Source organism: Parafrankia soli (genome assembly GCF_001854695.1).
In the GTDB taxonomy this organism is placed as follows: domain Bacteria; phylum Actinomycetota; class Actinomycetes; order Frankiales; family Frankiaceae; genus Parafrankia; species Parafrankia soli.
This window is the reverse complement of sequence record NZ_MAXA01000223.1, coordinates 1-17,278: the sequence shown is the minus strand read 5'-3', so window position 1 is coordinate 17,278 and position 17,278 is coordinate 1. Positions and strand designations below refer to the sequence as shown.

Below are 17,278 nucleotides of genomic sequence, written 5' to 3'. Positions count from 1 at the left end.
CCCATCCATTCGGGCGGGCTGTGCCAGCCCGCCCACCGTCGATGAGGATGATCATCGTGCCCGCCCCCAACGAGACCGCTGATCCCGTGGATCTCGGTGCCCTGGATCCCGGACGGCTCGACGGTGCCGCGGCCGCTGCACTCGCCGCGATCGCCGGGGCCGACGACCTGGCCGCGCTGTCCGCCGTGCGCACCGCCCACGTGGACGGACAGCAGGCGCCGCTGATGCTCGCCCGTCGCGAGCTCGGCGCCCTGCCCCGCGAGCACCGGGCGGAGGCCGGCCGCGCGCACAACGCCGCGACCGCGAAGGTCCGGGCCGCCTACGAGGCCCGGCTGGTCGAGCTCACCGCCCGGCGTGACGCCGAGATCCTGGTCGCCGAGCGGGTCGACGTGACCCTGCCGGTCGACCGCCGCCGCCGCGGCGCCCGCCACCCGCTGAGCCTGCTCTCCGACCGGCTCACCGACGTCTTCGTGGCCATGGGCTACGAGGTCGCAGAGGGCCCCGAGGTGGAGCACGACTGGTTCAACTTCGAGGCGCTCAACATGGCGCCCGACCACCCCGCGCGCAGCGAGCACGACACGCTCTACGTCGAGCCGGCCGCGTCCGGCCGGCTGCTGCGCACGCACACCTCGCCGGTGCAGATCCGCTCGCTGCTGTCCCGCCCGCTGCCGGTCTACGTGGTCTGCCCCGGGCGCACCTACCGCAACGACACGATCGACGCGACGCACTCGCCGGTGTTCGGCCAGCTCGAGTGCCTCGCCGTCGACGAGGGCATCACCATGGCCGACCTGCGCGGCACCCTCGAGGTGTTCGCCCAGGCGCTGTTCGGTTCCGGACTGTCCACCCGGCTGCGGCCGTCGTTCTTCCCGTTCACCGAGCCGTCCGCCGAGCTGGATGTCCAGTGCTTCGCCTGCCGTGGCGACGCCGCCCGCCAGCCGTGCCGGGTCTGTTCCGACGAGGGCTGGATCGAGGCCGGCGGCTGCGGGATGGTCGACCCGAACGTGCTGCGGGCCTGCGGGGTCGACCCTGCGCGCTACAGCGGTTTCGCCTTCGGGATGGGCCTGGAACGGGCCGCGATGACCCGGCACGACGTCCGCGAGATCCGCGACTTCGTCGACGGGGACGTCCGCTTCGGCCTGCCGTTCGGAAGCGAGGGCTGACCCGGTGAGAATCGTGATGTCGTGGCTGCGTGAGCAGGTCGGCGGCCTGCCGCCGGCGAAGGCCGTGGCCGACGCGCTGATCCGCGCCGGTTTCGAGGTCGAGGGCCTGGAGACCGTCGGTGGCGACCTGGCCGGCGTGGTGGTCGGCGAGGTGCTCTCGATCGAGGTCGTCGCGGCGAAGAAGAAGGACGTCCGCTTCTGCCGGGTGCGGGTCGCCGAGCTCGGTGAGCCGGGCGGGCCCGTGGCGTCCGGGTCGGGGGAGGCGGAGCCCGGTGTGCGCGGGATCGTCTGCGGCGCGTTCAACTTCGAGGTCGGCGACCGGGTGCCGGTCGCGCTGCCCGGCTCGGTGCTGCCCGGCGGGTTCGAGATCAGCTCCCGCAAGACGTACGGGCACGTCAGCGACGGGATGATCTGCTCGGCCCGGGAGCTGGGCCTCGGGGAGGACCACAGCGGGATCCTCGTCCTGCCCGCGGGTTCCCGGATCGGGACGGACGTCGCCGAGCTGCTCGGCCTCGGCGACGAGGTGCTCGACATCGCCGTCACCCCGGACCGGGGCTACGGCCTGTCGGTGCGCGGCATCGCCCGGGAAGCGGCGACGGCTTTCGGCCTGCCGTTCGACGACCCCGGTGCCTGGGGCTCCGACGAGCCCGCCGCGACCGGCGCCGACTCCGCGGCCGGATACCCGGTGCGGGTCGAGGACACCGCCGCCTGCGATCGCTACGTCGCCCGGACGGTCAGCGGTGTCGACCCCGCCGCGCGCACCCCGCTGGACTGGTCGCGGCGGCTGTCGCTGGCCGGCATGCGGCCGATCTCCGCGCCGGTCGACGTCACCAACATCATCATGCTCGGTCTGGGGCAGCCCCTGCACGCGTTCGACCGGGCGAAGCTCACCGGCCCGATCGTCGTCCGCCGCGCCCGGGCGGGGGAGTGGCTGCTCACCCTGGACGGCGTCGACCGCGAGCTCGACCCCGAGGACCTCGTCATCGCCGACGACTCCGGGCCGATCGCGCTCGCCGGGGTGATGGGCGGCGCCGCGACGGAGATCTCCGCGGCGACCACCGACATCGTGCTGGAGTCCGCGCACTTTGACGCGGTGACCGTCGCCCGGACGGCCCGCCGGCACCGCCTCGGCTCCGAGGCGTCGCGCCGCTTCGAGCGCGGGGTCGACCCGGCGCTCGCGCCGGTCGCCGCGCAGCGGGCCGTCGACCTGCTGCGCGAGCTGGCCGGAGCCACCGCCGAGCCCGGTGTCACCGACGTCGACCACCGCGCGGCGCCGGAGCCGATCGTGTTCCCGCTCGGCGAGCCCGAGCGGCTGGCCGGCCGTCCCTACCCGGTGGATGCGATCCGCCGCCGCCTCACCGACGTCGGCTGCCTGCTGCGCGACCCGGAGCCCGCCGAGGCGGCGGGTAGTCCGGGCGAGCCGGGCGAGCTCCTGGTGACGGCGCCGTCCTGGCGGCCCGACCTGCTCCGCCCCGCGGATCTGGTCGAGGAGGTCGTGCGGCTCGAGGGGTACGACACCATCCCGGTGACGCTGCCGCTGCTGCCCGCCGGGCGCGGTCTCACCGCCGCCCAGCAGATGCGGCGGGCCGTCGGGCGGGCGCTCGCCGCCGACGGGTTCGTCGAGGTGCTCACCCTCCCGTTCGTCGCCGAGGACGCCGCCGACGCGCTCGGCCTGCCCGCCGGCGACGAGCGCCGGGCGGCGGTGCGGGTGGCGAACCCGATCGCCCAGGACGCCTCCTACCTGCGCACCACGCTGCTGTCGGGGCTGATCGCCACGGCCGTGCGCAACCTCGGCCGCGGCCAGACCGATCTCGCGCTGTTCGAGAGCGGGCTGGTCTTCCGGGAGCCGGCGGGCGCGCCGGCCGCGGTGGTCACGCCGCCGGTCGACCGCCGTCCCAGCGAGGACGAGGTCACCGCGCTGAACGCGGCCCTGCCCCGTCAGCCGCGTCATGTCGCGGTGGTGCTCACCGGCCTGCGCGAGCCCGCCGGCTGGTGGGGTCCGGGGCGGGCCGCCGACTGGGGCGACGCCCTGGCCGCCGCGCATGCCGCCGCCGCCGCGGTCGGCGTCGAGCTGGCCGTCGCCGCCGGGGACGCCATGCCCTGGCACCCCGGCCGCTGCGCCGAGCTGTCGGTCGACGGCCGGGTCGTCGGGTACGCCGGGGAGCTGCACCCGCGGGTCCTCGGGTCCGCCGGGCTGCCGGCGCGCACCTGCGCGATGGAGCTGGACCTGGACGCGCTGATCGGCGCCGCGCTCGAGCGGCCGCCGGTCGCGGCTCCCGCGATCTCCACCTTCCCGCCGGCCGACCGTGACGTCGCGCTGGTCACCGCGGTGGACGTCTCCGTCGCGGCGGTGACCGAGGCGTTGCGGGCGGGGGCCGGGGATCTGCTGGAGGCGCTGTCGCTGTTCGACGTCTACGAGGGCGACCAGGTCGGCCCCGACCGCCGCTCGCTGGCCTTCGGCCTGCGCCTGCGGGCCCCGGACCGGACACTGACGGCGGCCGAGGCCAACGATGCCCGTGACGCGGCCGTCGCCGAGGCCACCAGCCGGACGGGCGCCGTCCTACGCGGCTGACTGACGGCCGGCGGCCGCCGGCCGTCACCGACGGCTGAGCGGCGGCTGAGCGACGGCCGCCGCTCAGCCGCCGCCGGCCGCCGCCGCTCCGGTCGGCAGGACGAACGGGGCGAGCAGGGGGAGTCGCAGGCCGATCAGGGTCCGCCCGCCGGGCACGCGGTCGACGATCACGGCGAGCCGCCGTGACGACAGGCGGGCGGCGAGCACCTCCCGGCGAGCCCCCGGCCCGAGGCGGTCGTGGACGGTGGCGGCGAAGCCCAGCGCGTCAGCGCGGGTTCCGGCCGGTGGACGGGTCCGGGCGAACTCCGCGAACCGGCTCGCGAAGTCGCTCGTCGCGGCGAGCTCGGGCCAGCACCGGGCGACCGCCGCGCGCCGCTTGTCGATCAGCGTCCCGCGGACCGCCTCGAACCGTTCCGGATCGAACCCGTCGCCGGGACCGCGGCCGCTCACCAGATCGGCGACCAGCGTCACCTGCCGCTCCTCGAGCGTCACCGGTGTCTCTCTGAGCGTCACCGGTCTTTGCTCGAACTCCGCGGCCGGCGGCCGTCCCGCCGGCCGTCCCGGGCCCGGCCCGAGAGCGGCGGCGTGGACGGCATCGAGCTCCGCGTGGATCTCGGGCGCGTGGGGGTAGTTCCCGTCCCGCTCGAGCAGGACGGCGGGGACCCCCGACCAGCGCGCCGCGGCCTCGCCCACCAGGGCCAGGACCTCCGGCGCCACCGGATGCAGGTGGGTGTCGAAGTAGATCCCGTTCGCCACCCGTCCCCCGGCGACATGGGCGTACGCCACCCGCTCCCAGGGCAGCGCGTCGAGGAACCGCAGCGGGTCGACGCCGTGGTTCAGCGCGTCCCCGTGCAGGTTGGCGACGTCCACGAGCAGCAGCGCGCCGGTGCGGTCGGCGAGCTCGGTCAGGAACGCGGCCGGGTCCAGCTCATCGTCCGGCCAGGCGAGCACGCTCGCCGTGTTCTCCAGCGCCAGTGGGACGGACAGTTCGGCCCGCAGGTCGGCGATGTTGCGGGTCAGCACGCCCAGCGCCTCCCGGGTGCGCGGGACGCCGAGCAGATGCCCGGCCTCGACTCCCCCCGCCCGGACGAAGGCGACGTGCTCGCTGACCAGGGGTGAGCCCAGCTGTTCGGCGACCGCGGCCAGCCACGCCACCCGGGACGGGTCGAGCGGCTCGGTGCCGCCGAGGGAGAGCCTGGTGCCGTGCGGGACGACCGGCACGCCGAGTCCGGTGAGTGTCGGCGGCAGCGGCGCCCCGGGGCGCATGAACTCCGCGATCACCTCCACGAAACCCAGGTCGGACCGCTCGGCGAGGACGGCGCCGAGTTCGGGACGCCAGCCGGCCCCGAGACCTGCCAGGCGCCCGGCCGGCCYGGCGGCCCTGAGCCGCTCAGCCACCGCCGCCGCCCCCGCAGCCGCCGCCCCCGCCGCCGCAGCCGCTGTGTCCGCCGCCGCCGCATCCGCCGTCGCTGTGGCCGCCCCCCCAGCCCCCGTGGTGCGAGCCGTCCCCACCGAATGCGAACCAGCCGGCGAATCCGCCGAAGGCGGTCTCACCCGAGTCCGTCGAGCCGGTGTGGCCGCGGGAGGATCCGCCGCGGCCGCCGAGCCGGGCGTGCTGGGGCCGGGAGCCGACGCCCATTCGCCGCGCGAGGACGGCGTCGGCGCGCCGCAGGGCCGCCGGTCCGAACAGCGCGACCGCCACGGCGCGCTGACCGGGGACACCCCCGTCCGCGTAACCCGCGGCGCGGGTACCGGCGGCCTGCACGAGCCGGCGGCCGTCCAGGGTGACCGGCACGGGTCGGGCCAGAGCGATCACGGCCACCGCGGCGGCGACCATCGCCACCGGGACCAGGCCAGCCCCGTCTCCGTCGTCCGCCAGCGGGGTCAACACGACGGCCGCCGCGACGATGGCCAGCGGCAGCACCAGCCGCAGGATGCGCAGCAGGCGGGCCTGACCAGCGGGCGGCAGGTATCCGGCGGCGGCCAGGCGTGCCTGCGCGGTCCGGATCTCGGGGCCGCGGGCGAGCTGGCGGAGAATCCCGCGCACGAGCGGCTGGCCGGCGCTCGCGATCAGCCGGTGCGCGCTCGCGGCGAGCGGTGTGCTTCCCGGCGGGAGTGGTCCGGCCACCCTGAGTCGCCAGGTCAGCGGGATGTCGACGGCGCCGGCCTCGTAGAGGCCCACGAGCGCCGTCAGCGCGGCGCGCCGCGGGCCGGCGGTGACCAGCGCAAGGTCCTCGATCGGGACCGACTGTGGATCGGGATGCACCGCTCCATGTCCGCGTCCGCGTCCGCGCACCGCCCTCGCCCGCATGTCCGCCACGACGGCGACCGCGGCAAGCACTGTGAGCAGGTAACCGAGTGAGATCGCCATCGTCACTCCCATCCTGGGTCGGCCCGACGCCGGGATGGTGGCATCCCGGCCCGGGGGCCGACTGTCAGGTGACTGACGGTTTGTTGTCGAACTCTCAACGCGAGAGGTTCCCGGACGGCCGGGCGATGGCACGAGGCGGACGGACCGGACGGACCGGACGGACCGGCGAGTTGGCCCGGGCGGGCGAGGCGGGCGGGGCCACCTGGCCTGATCGGAAGCGTGCGTTACGGGCGGCGAACCGGGCAGGTGCCTTCTCGTGATCCGGGGGCGGTAGCGGCCCGCRTGACCGGCGGGGCGGTGTGACGATCGGGGTGGACGGCCGTGACCGCCCACCCCGACCCGCCTCCGGAACGCCGTTGTCCGGAGTGGCGTCGGGACCAGTGTGCCCACAGTGGTCCCCCAGGGCGTCAACCGTCGCTCAACGGGCAGGTAGGGCCGTGTTTCAGGGAGGTTCTCGATGGCGGTGGCACGGTGAGGGCGCTCCGTGGGAGCTTCGGCGCGCTCCGTAAACCCTTGTATCTTCATAGGGTCATGTGTATAAAGTTGCAGTCATGGGAGTGACTGCGGCAGTGGCGGGCGCGAGCGGATACGGCGGCGGCGAGCTGCTGAGGCTGCTGCTCGGCCATCCAGGCATCGAGATCGGCGACCTGGCGGCGAACACCTCCGCCGGGGTGGAGGTGACCGACGTCCACCCGCACCTGCCCGACCTGGCCGGCCGCGTCTTCGTCGACGCCGCCGCGCTGGCGGAGACCACCGCCGACATCGTGTTCCTGGCGCTTCCGCACGGGCAGTCGGCCGCGGTCGCCGCGACCCTCCCGGCCGGGGTCCGCATCGTCGACCTCGGCGCGGACCATCGCCTCCACGACCCGCAGGCATGGCGCCGGGCATACGGGGGGGAGCACGCCGGCACCTGGACGTACGGAATGCCCGAGCTGCCCGGGGCGCGGGAGGAGATCCGGGTCAGTAACCGGGTCGCCGCGCCCGGGTGCTATCCGACCGCGGTGAGCCTCGCGCTGGTCCCGCTGGTCGCGGCGGGTGCGGTCGACCCGTCCGACATCGTCGTGGTCGCGGCGAGCGGGACATCCGGCGCCGGCCGGGCGGCGAAGGTCAACCTGCTCGGCAGCGAGGTCATGGGCGACATGACCGCGTACAAGGTCGGCACCCACCAGCACCGTCCCGAGATCGTCCAGACGCTCACCCGGTACGCCCGCTCGCCGGTGTCGCTGTCGTTCACCCCCGTGCTCGCGCCGATGCCCCGCGGCATCCTGGCGACCTGCACCGCCCGGCCCGCCGCCGACCTCGCCGCCGGTGACGACCTGGGGACGGGCCTCGGCGCCGACGCCGACACGATCACCGGCATCCTGCGCGCCTTCTACGACGACGAGCCGTTCGTGCGCGTACTGCCGCCCGGGCGGTGGCCGCGCACGTCTTCGACGCTCGGCAGCAACTGCATCCACCTGCAGGCGACGGTGGACGACGAGGCGGGCCGGGTGGTCGTCGTCGCCGCGATCGACAACCTCACCAAGGGAGCCGCCGGGCAGGCGGTCCAGTGCGCCAACCTCATGCTCGGCCAGCCGGAGACCACCGGTCTGAGCGTTCAGGGCCTCGCGCCGTGACCGCCCCGGTGGCAGCGAGGGCCCTGCCAGCTAGGGAAGGGAAGCAACAGTGAGCGTCACCGCCGCCCGGGGGTTCCGGGCCGCCGGCGCCGCCGCCGGGCTGAAACCGTCCGGGCGTCCGGACGTCGCCCTCGTCGTCAACGATGGTCCAGCCGACGCCGCCGCGGGTGTGTTCACCCGCAACCGTGTGCAGGCCGCGCCCGTGCTGTGGACCCGTCAGGTGCTGACCACCGGCCGGCTGCGCGCTGTCGTGCTCAACTCCGGCGGGGCCAACGCCTGCACCGGCCCCGAGGGGTTCGCCGACACCCACGCGACCGCCGAGCACGTCGGCGCGGCGCTCGGGATCGGCGCCGGTGAGGTCGCGGTCTGCTCCACCGGGCTGATCGGCGTGCGGCTGCCGATGGATCTTCTCCTCCCCGGCGTCACCCAGGCGGTCGTGGCGCTCTCGCCGGCCGGCGGTGACGCCGCGGCCGAGGCGATCCGCACCACGGACACCGTCGCCAAGCAGGCGGTGCGCACCAGCACATCCGGCGCGGCCGGTGACGGTGTCGTCACGGTCGGCGGTATGGGTAAGGGTGCGGCGATGCTCGCGCCGTCGCTGGCGACGATGCTCGTCGTCGTCACCACCGACGCCGTCGCCGACAGCGCCACACTGGACCGGGTGGTCCGGGAGGCGTGCCGGACGACGTTCGAGCGCGTCGACTCCGACGGCTGCCTGTCGACGAACGACACGGTGCTGCTGCTCGCCTCGGGCGCGTCCGGGCGGTCCCTGCCCGAGGCGGAGCTGACCGAGCTGGTCACCGCCGTCTGTGACGACCTGGCCGGCCAGATGCTGGGCGACGCCGAGGGATCCACCAAGACGATCTCCATCACGGTCACCGGCGCGGCCTCGGAGGCGGACGCCCTCGAGGTCGGCCGCTCGGTGGCCCGCAACAACCTGCTCAAGTGCGCGCTCTACGGCAAGGACCCGAACTGGGGCCGGGTACTCGCGGCGATCGGTACGACGTCCGCGGCCTTCGAGCCCGACCGCCTCGACGTGACCATGAACGGCATCCAGGTGTGCCGCGGCGGCGCGCCGGGTGAGCCGCGGGAACTGGTCGACCTCGGCGGGCGGGAGATCAGCATCGTCGCCGACCTGCACGCCGGCGACGTCGAACTCACCGTGCGCACGAATGACCTCACCGACGGCTACGTCTACGAGAACTCGGCGTACTCGACATGAGCGCGGACACGAACCCGGTGAAGCCCGTGGGGTGGGCCGGAGCGAACATCCCCGCGCCGCCACGCGGACCGGCGGCAACCGCCCGCGGGCATTCCGCGCTGGCCAAGACCACCGTGCTCATCGAGGCGCTGCCCTGGTTGTCCCGCTTCCACGGCGCCACCATGGTGATCAAATACGGCGGGAACGCGATGACCCGCCCGGAGCTGCGCGAGGCGTTCGCCGCGGACATCGTCTTCCTACGCTACGCCGGCATCCGCGTCGTCGTCGTGCACGGCGGAGGCCCGCAGATCACCGCCCACCTGGAGCGGCTCGGGGTGCGCTCGGAGTTCGTCGGCGGCCTGCGGGTCACCACCCCGGAGACCATGGAGGTCGTCCGGATGGTCCTCGTCGGCCAGGTCAACCGGGACGTCGTCGGGATGATCAACAACCACGGCCCGTTCGCCGTCGGCCTGTCGGGGGAGGACGCGAACCTGTTCACCGCCCGGCGCCGCCCGGCGATGGTCAACGGCAGCCCGGTGGACGTCGGGCTGGTCGGCGACGTGGTCGACGTCCAGCCGGCGACCGTCAACGCCCTGCTCGACTCGGGCAAGGTGCCGGTGGTGGCCTCGGTGGCCCGCGGCCTCGACGGCGGCGTCTACAACGTCAACGCGGACACCGCGGCGGCGGTGCTGGCGCTCTCGCTGGGTGCGGCCAAGCTCGTCGTGCTCACCGACGTGGAGGGCCTCTACGCCGACTGGCCGGCGAGCGACGAGGTGATCAGTGAGCTGACCGTCGGCGAGCTCGAGCGGCTCCTGCCCACTCTGTCGTCGGGCATGATCCCGAAGATGGAGGCCTGCCTGCGCGCCGTCTCCGGCGGCGTCCCCCAGGCACACGTGCTCGACGGGCGGGTCGCGCACGCGCTGCTCCTTGAGATCTTCACCGACGAGGGCATCGGGACGCTGATTCGCGCCGACCCACCCGCCGCCGCCGGCACCGTCGCGGTCGAGGGCGCCGTCACGGCAACCACCAGTTCCAGCGCGGGCGACCCGGCAACAGTGGACATCATCGGGGGAGGATCGTGAACGCCGATCTGCTCGACCGGCGCGACGCCGTCATCATGGCCACCTACGGCCGTCCCTCCATCGCCCTGACCCGCGGGTCCGGCGCGCACGTGTGGGACGCCGACGGCCGCGAGTACGTGGACCTGATCGCCGGGGTGGCGGTGAGCGTCCTCGGCCACTGCCACCCGGCGGTGCGCGCGGCGGTAGTCGCACAGCTCGACACCCTGGGCCACACGTCCAACCTGTACGTGAACACCCCGCAGCTCCTGCTCGCCGAACGCCTGATCGAGCTGCTGGGCGTGGACGGCCGGGCCTTCTTCTGCAACTCGGGCGCCGAGGCGAACGAGACCGCGATCAAGATCAGCCGACGGACCGGCCGTTCGGAGATCATCGCGGCCGAGGGGGCCTTCCACGGCCGGACCATGGGCGCCCTGTCGATCACCGGCCAGCCCGGGAAGCGGGCGCCGTTCGAACCGCTGCTGCCGGGCGTGCGCTTCGTCCCGCACGGCGACGCCGACGCGCTGGCCGCCGCGGTCAGCGAGCGGACCGCCGCCGTCTTCCTGGAGCCGACCCTGGGCGAGGCCGGGGTGATCCCGTCGCCGCCCGGCTACCTGGCCGCCGCCCGCGCCGCCTGCGACGCACACGGCGCGCTGCTCGTGTTCGACGAGGTCCAGAGCGGCATCGGCCGCACCGGCGCGTGGTTCGCCCACCAGACCGAGGGCGTCGTCCCGGACGTGATCACCCTGGCCAAGGGCCTCGGCGGCGGCCTGCCCATCGGGGTCTGCATCGGGATCGGCGCTGCCGGTCACCTGCTGCGTCCCGGTGACCACGGCAGCACCTTCGGTGGCGGGCCGGTGGTGTGCTCGGCCGCCCTCGCCGTGCTCGACACGATCGTGGCCGAGGGCCTGCTCGAGCACGCGGCGGTGCTCGGCGGCGCACTGCGCGACGGCATCGTCGCCGCGGACGCGGCCGGGGTCACCGGGGTGCGCGGCGTCGGGCTGTGGCTCGCGATCGAGCTCGACGCCCCGTTCGCGCCCGAGGTGGAGACCGCCGCCCGCGAGGCCGGTTTCCTGGTGAACGCGGTCGCGGCGAACGCCGTCCGCCTCGCGCCGCCGCTCGTGCTCACCCCGGCGGACGTCGACGCGTTCGTCGCCGCGCTGCCCGGCATCGCCGACCGGGCGCGGGAGACCCACGCCCAGGGGGACAGGACCGCGGCGACCGGCCCGAAGAAGTCGGACGAAGGATCTAAGGTCAGCGCATGACGGCCCGACACTTCCTGCTCGACACCGACCTGACCTCGTCCGAGCAGGCCGCACTGCTGGATCTCGCCGACCAGCTCAAGGCGACGCGCCGCGACCGGAAGCCCGCCCGCCGCCCGCTCGAGGGCCGCTCGGTCGCGCTGATCTTCGAGAAGCCGTCGACCCGGACGAGGCTGTCCTTCGACGTTGCGGTGGCCGAGCTCGGCGGGCACCCGATCGTGATCGACTCCGGCTCCTCCCAGCTCGGCCGCGGCGAGACCATCGAGGACACCGCAGCCGTCCTGAGCCGCTACGTCGACGCCATCGTCATCCGCACCTTCGCCCAGGACAGGGTCGACCGGATGGCGGCGGCGGCCACCGTGCCCGTCATCAACGCGCTCTCCGACCACACCCACCCCTGCCAGGCGCTCGCCGACCTGCAGACCATCCGGGAGATCCGCGGCCGGCTCGCCGGCGTGACCCTGACGTACCTGGGCGACGGCAACAACGTCGCCCACTCCCTGCTGCTCGCCGGCGCACTCGCCGGGCTGCGGGTCCACGTCGCCTCGCCGCCGGGCTACGAGCCGATCGAGCAGGTCGTGCGGCACGCCAACGAGATCGGTGCGGTCACCGGCGGCGAGGCCCTGGTGATGCACGACGCGCTCGAGGCCGCGGCCGGCGCGGACGTGCTCTACACCGACGTCTGGGCGTCGATGGGGCAGGACACCGAGTCCGACAGCCGGGCGCTGGTCTTCCAGCCCTACCGCCTCGACGAGAAGGTCGTCGAGGCGGCCCGCCCGGACGCGATCGTCATGCACTGCCTGCCCGCGCACCGGGAGATGGAGATCTCCGCGGCTGTGCTCGACGGGCCGCGGTCCGTGGTGTTCGACCAGGCGGAGAACCGGCTGCACGCGCAGAAGGCCCTGCTGTCGTTCCTGCTGGACGAGACCACGGCGGGTGTCGGTTCCCGATGACCATCCGCTCGGCCGCGCCGCTGACGAAACACGCCCGGCAGGCCCGCCTCGCCGCGCTGATCGCGGCGCGGTCGGTACGGTCGCAGGCGGAGCTCGCGCGTCTGCTTGCCGAGGAAGGCGTGCAGGTCACCCAGGCCACCCTGTCCCGCGATCTGGAGGACATCGGCGCGACGAAGGTCCGCGGGGCCAACGGTGCGCTCGTGTACTCGGTCGACGTGAACCTGGCGCCGGCCGAGACGGTGCGCATCCCGCTGGCCCGGCTCTGCGAGGAGCTTCTCGTCTCGGCCGAGGCCAACGGCGACCTCGTCGTGCTGCGTACCCCGCCGGGGGCCGCGCAGCTGTTCGCCTCCGCGCTCGACCGGGCGGCCCTGCCGGAGGTGATGGGAACCATCGCCGGTGACGACACCGTCCTGGTGGTCTGCCGCGCGGGGCCCACCGGCCCCGGTGGGCCAGCGTTCGCCGGCCGGCTGCTGTCGCTGGCCGACGGCGTCGCACGGGTGGCGGTCCCACCCGGAACGGGCGGGCATCCCGGCATCGGCGCAGGTACCGGCGCGGGCGCCGGCTGAGGACCAGGCGGGGCAGACCTCCCGTCCACCGGCGTCATGAACGACCACGTGAACCGAGAATCAACTAAGGAGTGACTCCGTGACCGAACGCGTCGTGCTTGCCTACTCGGGCGGCCTCGACACGTCCGTGGCCATCGGCTGGATCGGTGCCGAGACCGGCGCCGAGGTCATCGCCCTGGCCGTCGACGTGGGCCAGGGCGGCGAGGACCTCGAGGCGATCCGCCAGCGCGCCTTCACCTGCGGCGCCGTCGAGTCGATCGTCGTCGACGCCCGCGAGGAGTTCGCGGCATCCTTCGTCGCCCCGGCGATCCGCGTCAACGCCCTGTACATGGACCGCTACCCGCTCATCTCCTCGCTGTCCCGGCCGATCATCGTGAAGCACCTGGTCGAGGCCGCCAAACAGCACGGGGCGGACGCGATCTCGCACGGCTGCACGGGCAAGGGCAACGACCAGGTCCGCTTCGAGGTCGGCGTGATGGCGCTGGCCCCGGGCCTGCGCGTGCTGGCCCCGGTGCGTGACTCGGGCATGACCCGGGACAAGGCGATCGCCTTCGCCGAGGAGCGTGGCCTGCCGATCGACGTCTCGAAGAAGTCCCCGTACTCGATCGACCAGAACCTGTGGGGCCGCACGGCCGAGTGCGGGGTCCTCGAGGACCCGTGGGCGCAGCCGCCGGAGGACGTCTTCGTCTACACGGCCGACCCGACGGTCTCCCGGCCGTCCGACGAGGTCACGATCTCGTTCACCGACGGCCTGCCGACCGGGCTGGACGGGCGGGCACTGTCGCTGGTGGACCTCGTCGCCGAGCTCAACACCCGGGCGGGTGCCCAGGGCGTCGGTCGCATCGACATGATCGAGGACCGGCTCGTCGGCATCAAGAGCCGGGAGATCTACGAGTGCCCGGCGGCGATCACGCTGCTGACCGCGCACCGTGACCTGGAGGACCTCACCCTCGAGCGGGACGTTGCCCGGTTCAAGCGGGGCATCGACCAGCGCTGGGGTGAAATCGTCTATGACGGCCTGTGGTTCTCGCCGCTGCGGGCAGCCCTCGACGCCTTCGTGGACTCGGCCAGTGTCGGTGTCACCGGCGACGTCCGGATCCGGCTGGCGGGCGGCGTCGCCCAGGTCGTGGGCCGTCGCAGCCCGGGCAGTCTCTACGACCACGCGCTGGCCACCTACGATGCCGGCGACCAGTTCGACCAGACCGACGCGCGGGGATTCATCGAGCTGTGGGGCCTGCCCACCAAGGTCTGGGCGGCCCGCGAACAGCGGCTCAACCCGTGACGTCGATTCGGTCGGTGGCGACTGGGAGTCACCCGGCGGCCGACGAGGAGCAGGAACGGATGGATCCCGAACGGGCACAGGGCGACGCCGCGCGCACGGACGCGGCGCGCACGGACACCGCCGACGACACCGCCGGAGAGGACACCGGGGGGCACGCCGACGCGGGTGGGCAGGCGGACGCCCCCGAGTCGACGCCGCCGCTGCGGCTGTGGGGCGGGCGATTCGCGGGCGGGCCGGCCGAGGCGCTGGCGCGGCTGTCGGTCAGCGTGCAGTTCGACTGGCGCCTGGCGCCGTACGACCTGCTCGCCTCCCGCTCACACGCCCGCGTCCTGCACCGCGCCGGCCTGCTGGACGACGCCGAGCTGACGGCGATGCTCGGCGCACTCGACGACCTGTCGGACGCGGTCGCCCACGGCCGCTTCCGCCCGACCATCGAGGACGAGGACGTCCACACCGCGCTCGAGCGGGGGCTGCTCGAGCGCCTCGGCGCGCTCGGGGGCAAGCTCCGGGCCGGCCGGAGCCGCAACGACCAGGTCGCGACCGACCTGCGCCTGTACCTGCGCGATCACGCGCGTCAGGTCGCCGCGCGGGTCACCGAGCTCTCCACCGCCCTCGTCGGGCTGGCCGAGCAGCACGTCGAGACCCCGGCACCGGGGATGACCCACCTGCAGCACGCCCAGCCGATCTCGTTCGGGCACCAGCTGCTGGCGCACGTCCACGCGTTCGCCCGGGACACCGACCGGCTGCGGGACTGGGACCGGCGTGCCTCGGTGAGCGCGCTCGGCGCTGGCGCGCTCGCCGGCTCCTCACTGCCGCTGGACCCGGCGGGGGTGGCCGCCGAGCTCGGCTTCGACCGGGCCTTCGCCAACTCGCTCGACGCGGTGTCCGACCGGGACTTCGCCGCCGAGTTCCTCTTCATCGCCGCGCTGATCGGGGTGCACCTGTCCCGGCTCGGTGAGGAGATCGTCCTGTGGACGACCCGGGAGTTCGGCTGGGTCGAGCTTGACGACGCCTTCGCCACCGGCAGCTCGATCATGCCGCAGAAGAAGAATCCGGACGTGGCCGAGCTGGCCCGCGGCAAGTCGGGCCGGCTCATCGGCGCGCTCACCGGGCTGCTGACCACCCTCAAGGGCCTGCCGCTCGCCTACGACCGCGACCTGCAGGAGGACAAGGAGCCGGTGTTCGACGCGGTCGACACCCTCCTCGTCGTGCTGCCGGCGGTGACCGGCATGGTCGCGACGATGCGGGTGCGCCGGGAACGGCTCGCGGCCGCCGCGCCGGACGGGTTCGCGCTGGCGACGGACGTGGCGGAGTACCTCGTCCGCAACGGGGTCGCCTTCCGGGAGGCACACGAGGCCGTCGGGCAGCTCGTGGCCTGGTGTGTGGCCCACGACGCCGACATGGACGAGGTCTCCGAGGACGATCTCGCGGTCATCAACCCACTGCTCACCGCCGACGTCCGATCGGTGCTCTCGGTGCGTGGTGCGCTCGAGGCACGCTCGGCACCGGGCGGGACGGCTCCCGCGCGCGTCCGGGAGCAGATCGAGGCGCTCGGGCCGGTGCTCGACCGGGACCGGGCGTGGGCCGGGAGCTGACCGGCGTTCCGAGTCGCGACTTCTACGACCGGCCCGTGCTGGCCGTCGCCCGAGATCTCCTCGGGACGACGGTCCGGCACGGGCCGGTCGCGTTGCGGGTCACCGAGGTGGAGGCCTACGGCGGCACGGACGATCCGGCGTCCCATGCCTTCCGCGGTCCGACCCCGCGCTCGCGGGTCATGTTCGGACCGCCCGGACACGCCTACGTCTACTTCGTCTACGGCATGCACTGGTGTTTCAACGTCGTGTGCGGTCCGGAGGGTACGGCCGCCGCGGTTCTGATCCGGGCTGGTGCGGTCGCCGGGTCCGTCCCGGCCCGGCATGTTCCGGGCAGCGCCCGCCAGCCGGAGCCCGAGCCCGGGCTTGAGCCCGGGGCCGGGTCCGTGGCCGCCGGGGCGACGAGCTCGGGGACGACGAGGGGCGCGGGGCCGGGGGAGGCCGGGGCCGGGAGCGCGGGAGCGCGGGGCGCCACGGCCGCCTGGCGCGTCGCGAGCGGGCCTGGACGCTTCGCCCGGGCCCTGGGGGTGGACGGCGGCTTCACCGGCACCGACCTCGTCGGATCCGGCCCGGTGACGGTTCACTCCGGAGCACCCGTTGCCGAGACCCAGGTGGGCCGTGGGCCCCGGATCGGCATCCGGACGGGCCGCGACCGCCCGTACCGGCTCTGGATCCTGCACGAGCCGTCGGTGAGCCGGGGCCGGCCCCCGCGGATGCCCGCCTGAGGCGCGTGGTCTGCGACGGCCCGACCGAACCCGCACAGACCGACGCGTACGGACTGTGCTCCCTGCGGCACAGAGAGGCCACTCGCCCGCGGCCGGCACGTCCCCCGCTTCGGGTGACCCGGCGAGGTGTCCACCGCTTCACAGTGGCTGGTACCCAGGTGTTTCGAGCGGTCCTCCCGCGCTGGTGGCGGGGCTGGTCCGTCGCCCATCCGTTCGAGCGCAGAACCTCAAGCCTCGCATATCAGACAGCGACGTCAAGCTCCAAGTAGAGCCATGTGACATACGTCACACTATCCAGGTCCCGATTGATTTGACGCCTCCCGTCATCCACCCGTAATGTTCTCTCTGTCAGCGCGACACGGAAGACACCGAACAGGGTGGCTCCACGCGGGACAGGGCCTCGACCGAGAGGGCGAGGCTGAGGGTAGAGCGCAAGATCCTGGCAAGGATCGGGGCGTTCCAACCTAAACAAGACGAATTTGGGCAAAAGTGCCTGGAGGAACCGCTTCGCGGCGTGAACTCCTGTACGCACCTGCTCCTTGAGAACTCAACAGCGTACCGAATAGTCAGTGCCATATTTTTTAACCCCCGTCCATGGCCAGGGCTTAGTGCTTCTGGTTGTGGTGGGAAATTCCTTTGGCAATGATAGACTCATACGAGAATCTGTCTTGYCAGGATCGGTTGGGCTTGGCGGCCCGGCCATCTCTTTCAAAGCATTGATGGAGAGTTTGATCCTGGCTCAGGACGAACGCTGGCGGCGTGCTTAACACATGCAAGTCGAGCGAGGAGCTTGCTCCTAGCGGCGAACGGGTGAGTAACACGTGGGCAACCTGCCCCAAGCTCTGGAATAACTCCGGGAAACCGGGGCTAATGCCGGATATGACATCATCGGGCATCTGGTGATGTGGAAAGATTTATCG

13 protein-coding genes and 1 rRNA gene are annotated in these 17,278 nt (G+C 73.7%); 12 read left to right on the top strand and 2 right to left on the bottom strand.

All coding sequences use genetic code 11. The features are described from left to right. The first annotated feature begins 47 nt into the window (after positions 1 to 47). Positions 48 to 1,160, top strand: coding sequence for a phenylalanine--tRNA ligase subunit alpha (gene pheS, locus BBK14_RS20295; RefSeq protein WP_241831698.1), 1,113 nt, complete (start codon positions 48 to 50; stop codon positions 1,158 to 1,160). Positions 1,161 to 1,164: 4 nt separating this feature from the next. Beyond that, positions 1,165 to 3,732: a phenylalanine--tRNA ligase subunit beta gene (gene pheT / locus BBK14_RS20290; RefSeq protein WP_071064858.1), complete on the top strand. Its 2,568-nt coding sequence runs from the start codon at positions 1,165 to 1,167 to the stop codon at positions 3,730 to 3,732. Positions 3,733 to 3,795: 63 nt separating this feature from the next. Here the strand turns inward: pheT and BBK14_RS20285 are convergent, their stop codons facing one another. Continuing rightward, entirely contained in the window at positions 3,796 to 5,130 is a 1,335-nt protein-coding gene (locus BBK14_RS20285; RefSeq protein WP_071064882.1) for an MbnB/TglH/ChrH family RiPP precursor modification enzyme, read from the bottom strand. Next, positions 5,123 to 6,103, bottom strand: coding sequence for a TIGR04222 domain-containing membrane protein (locus BBK14_RS41380; protein ID WP_198541361.1), 981 nt, complete (start codon positions 6,101 to 6,103; stop codon positions 5,123 to 5,125). The genes BBK14_RS20285 and BBK14_RS41380 overlap by 8 nt, the downstream gene beginning before the upstream one ends. Before the next feature lie 551 nt (positions 6,104 to 6,654). Here BBK14_RS41380 and argC point away from each other — a divergent pair. The 10 genes from argC to BBK14_RS20230 form a co-directional block, all read left to right on the top strand. Further along, positions 6,655 to 7,719, top strand: a complete 1,065-nt coding sequence (argC, locus tag BBK14_RS20275) for an N-acetyl-gamma-glutamyl-phosphate reductase (protein ID WP_041253871.1) — start codon at positions 6,655 to 6,657, stop codon at positions 7,717 to 7,719. A gap of 49 nt (positions 7,720 to 7,768) precedes the next feature. Next, entirely contained in the window at positions 7,769 to 8,941 is a 1,173-nt protein-coding gene (gene argJ / locus BBK14_RS20270; protein WP_020459348.1) for a bifunctional glutamate N-acetyltransferase/amino-acid acetyltransferase ArgJ, read from the top strand. Continuing rightward, positions 8,938 to 10,002 carry an acetylglutamate kinase gene (argB, locus tag BBK14_RS20265; RefSeq protein WP_071064856.1) on the top strand — a complete coding sequence of 355 codons (1,065 nt, stop codon included), beginning with the start codon at positions 8,938 to 8,940 and terminating at the stop codon, positions 10,000 to 10,002. Before argJ ends, argB begins: the two co-directional genes overlap by 4 nt. Next, positions 9,999 to 11,243, top strand: a complete 1,245-nt coding sequence (locus BBK14_RS20260; protein WP_071064855.1) for an acetylornithine transaminase — start codon at positions 9,999 to 10,001, stop codon at positions 11,241 to 11,243. The genes argB and BBK14_RS20260 overlap by 4 nt, the downstream gene beginning before the upstream one ends. Then, positions 11,240 to 12,193 carry an ornithine carbamoyltransferase gene (gene argF / locus BBK14_RS20255; protein ID WP_071064854.1) on the top strand — a complete coding sequence of 318 codons (954 nt, stop codon included), beginning with the start codon at positions 11,240 to 11,242 and terminating at the stop codon, positions 12,191 to 12,193. Before BBK14_RS20260 ends, argF begins: the two co-directional genes overlap by 4 nt. After that, entirely contained in the window at positions 12,190 to 12,759 is a 570-nt protein-coding gene (gene argR, locus BBK14_RS20250) for an arginine repressor (protein WP_020459352.1), read from the top strand. Before argF ends, argR begins: the two co-directional genes overlap by 4 nt. Before the next feature lie 79 nt (positions 12,760 to 12,838). Then, the gene (locus BBK14_RS20245; protein WP_071064852.1) at positions 12,839 to 14,041 is read left to right on the top strand and encodes an argininosuccinate synthase; all 1,203 of its coding nucleotides are present in this window, start codon (positions 12,839 to 12,841) and stop codon (positions 14,039 to 14,041) included. A gap of 59 nt (positions 14,042 to 14,100) precedes the next feature. Continuing rightward, complete coding sequence (gene argH / locus BBK14_RS20240; protein WP_420849177.1) at positions 14,101 to 15,636, top strand: argininosuccinate lyase; 1,536 nt, start codon at positions 14,101 to 14,103, stop codon at positions 15,634 to 15,636. Then, on the top strand, positions 15,621 to 16,358 hold the full coding sequence (locus tag BBK14_RS20235; RefSeq protein WP_071064848.1) for a DNA-3-methyladenine glycosylase: 738 nt from the start codon (positions 15,621 to 15,623) through the stop codon (positions 16,356 to 16,358). Before argH ends, BBK14_RS20235 begins: the two co-directional genes overlap by 16 nt. Before the next feature lie 716 nt (positions 16,359 to 17,074). Beyond that, positions 17,075 to 17,278: ribosomal RNA gene (locus tag BBK14_RS20230) — 16S ribosomal RNA — on the top strand; the annotation flags it as partial.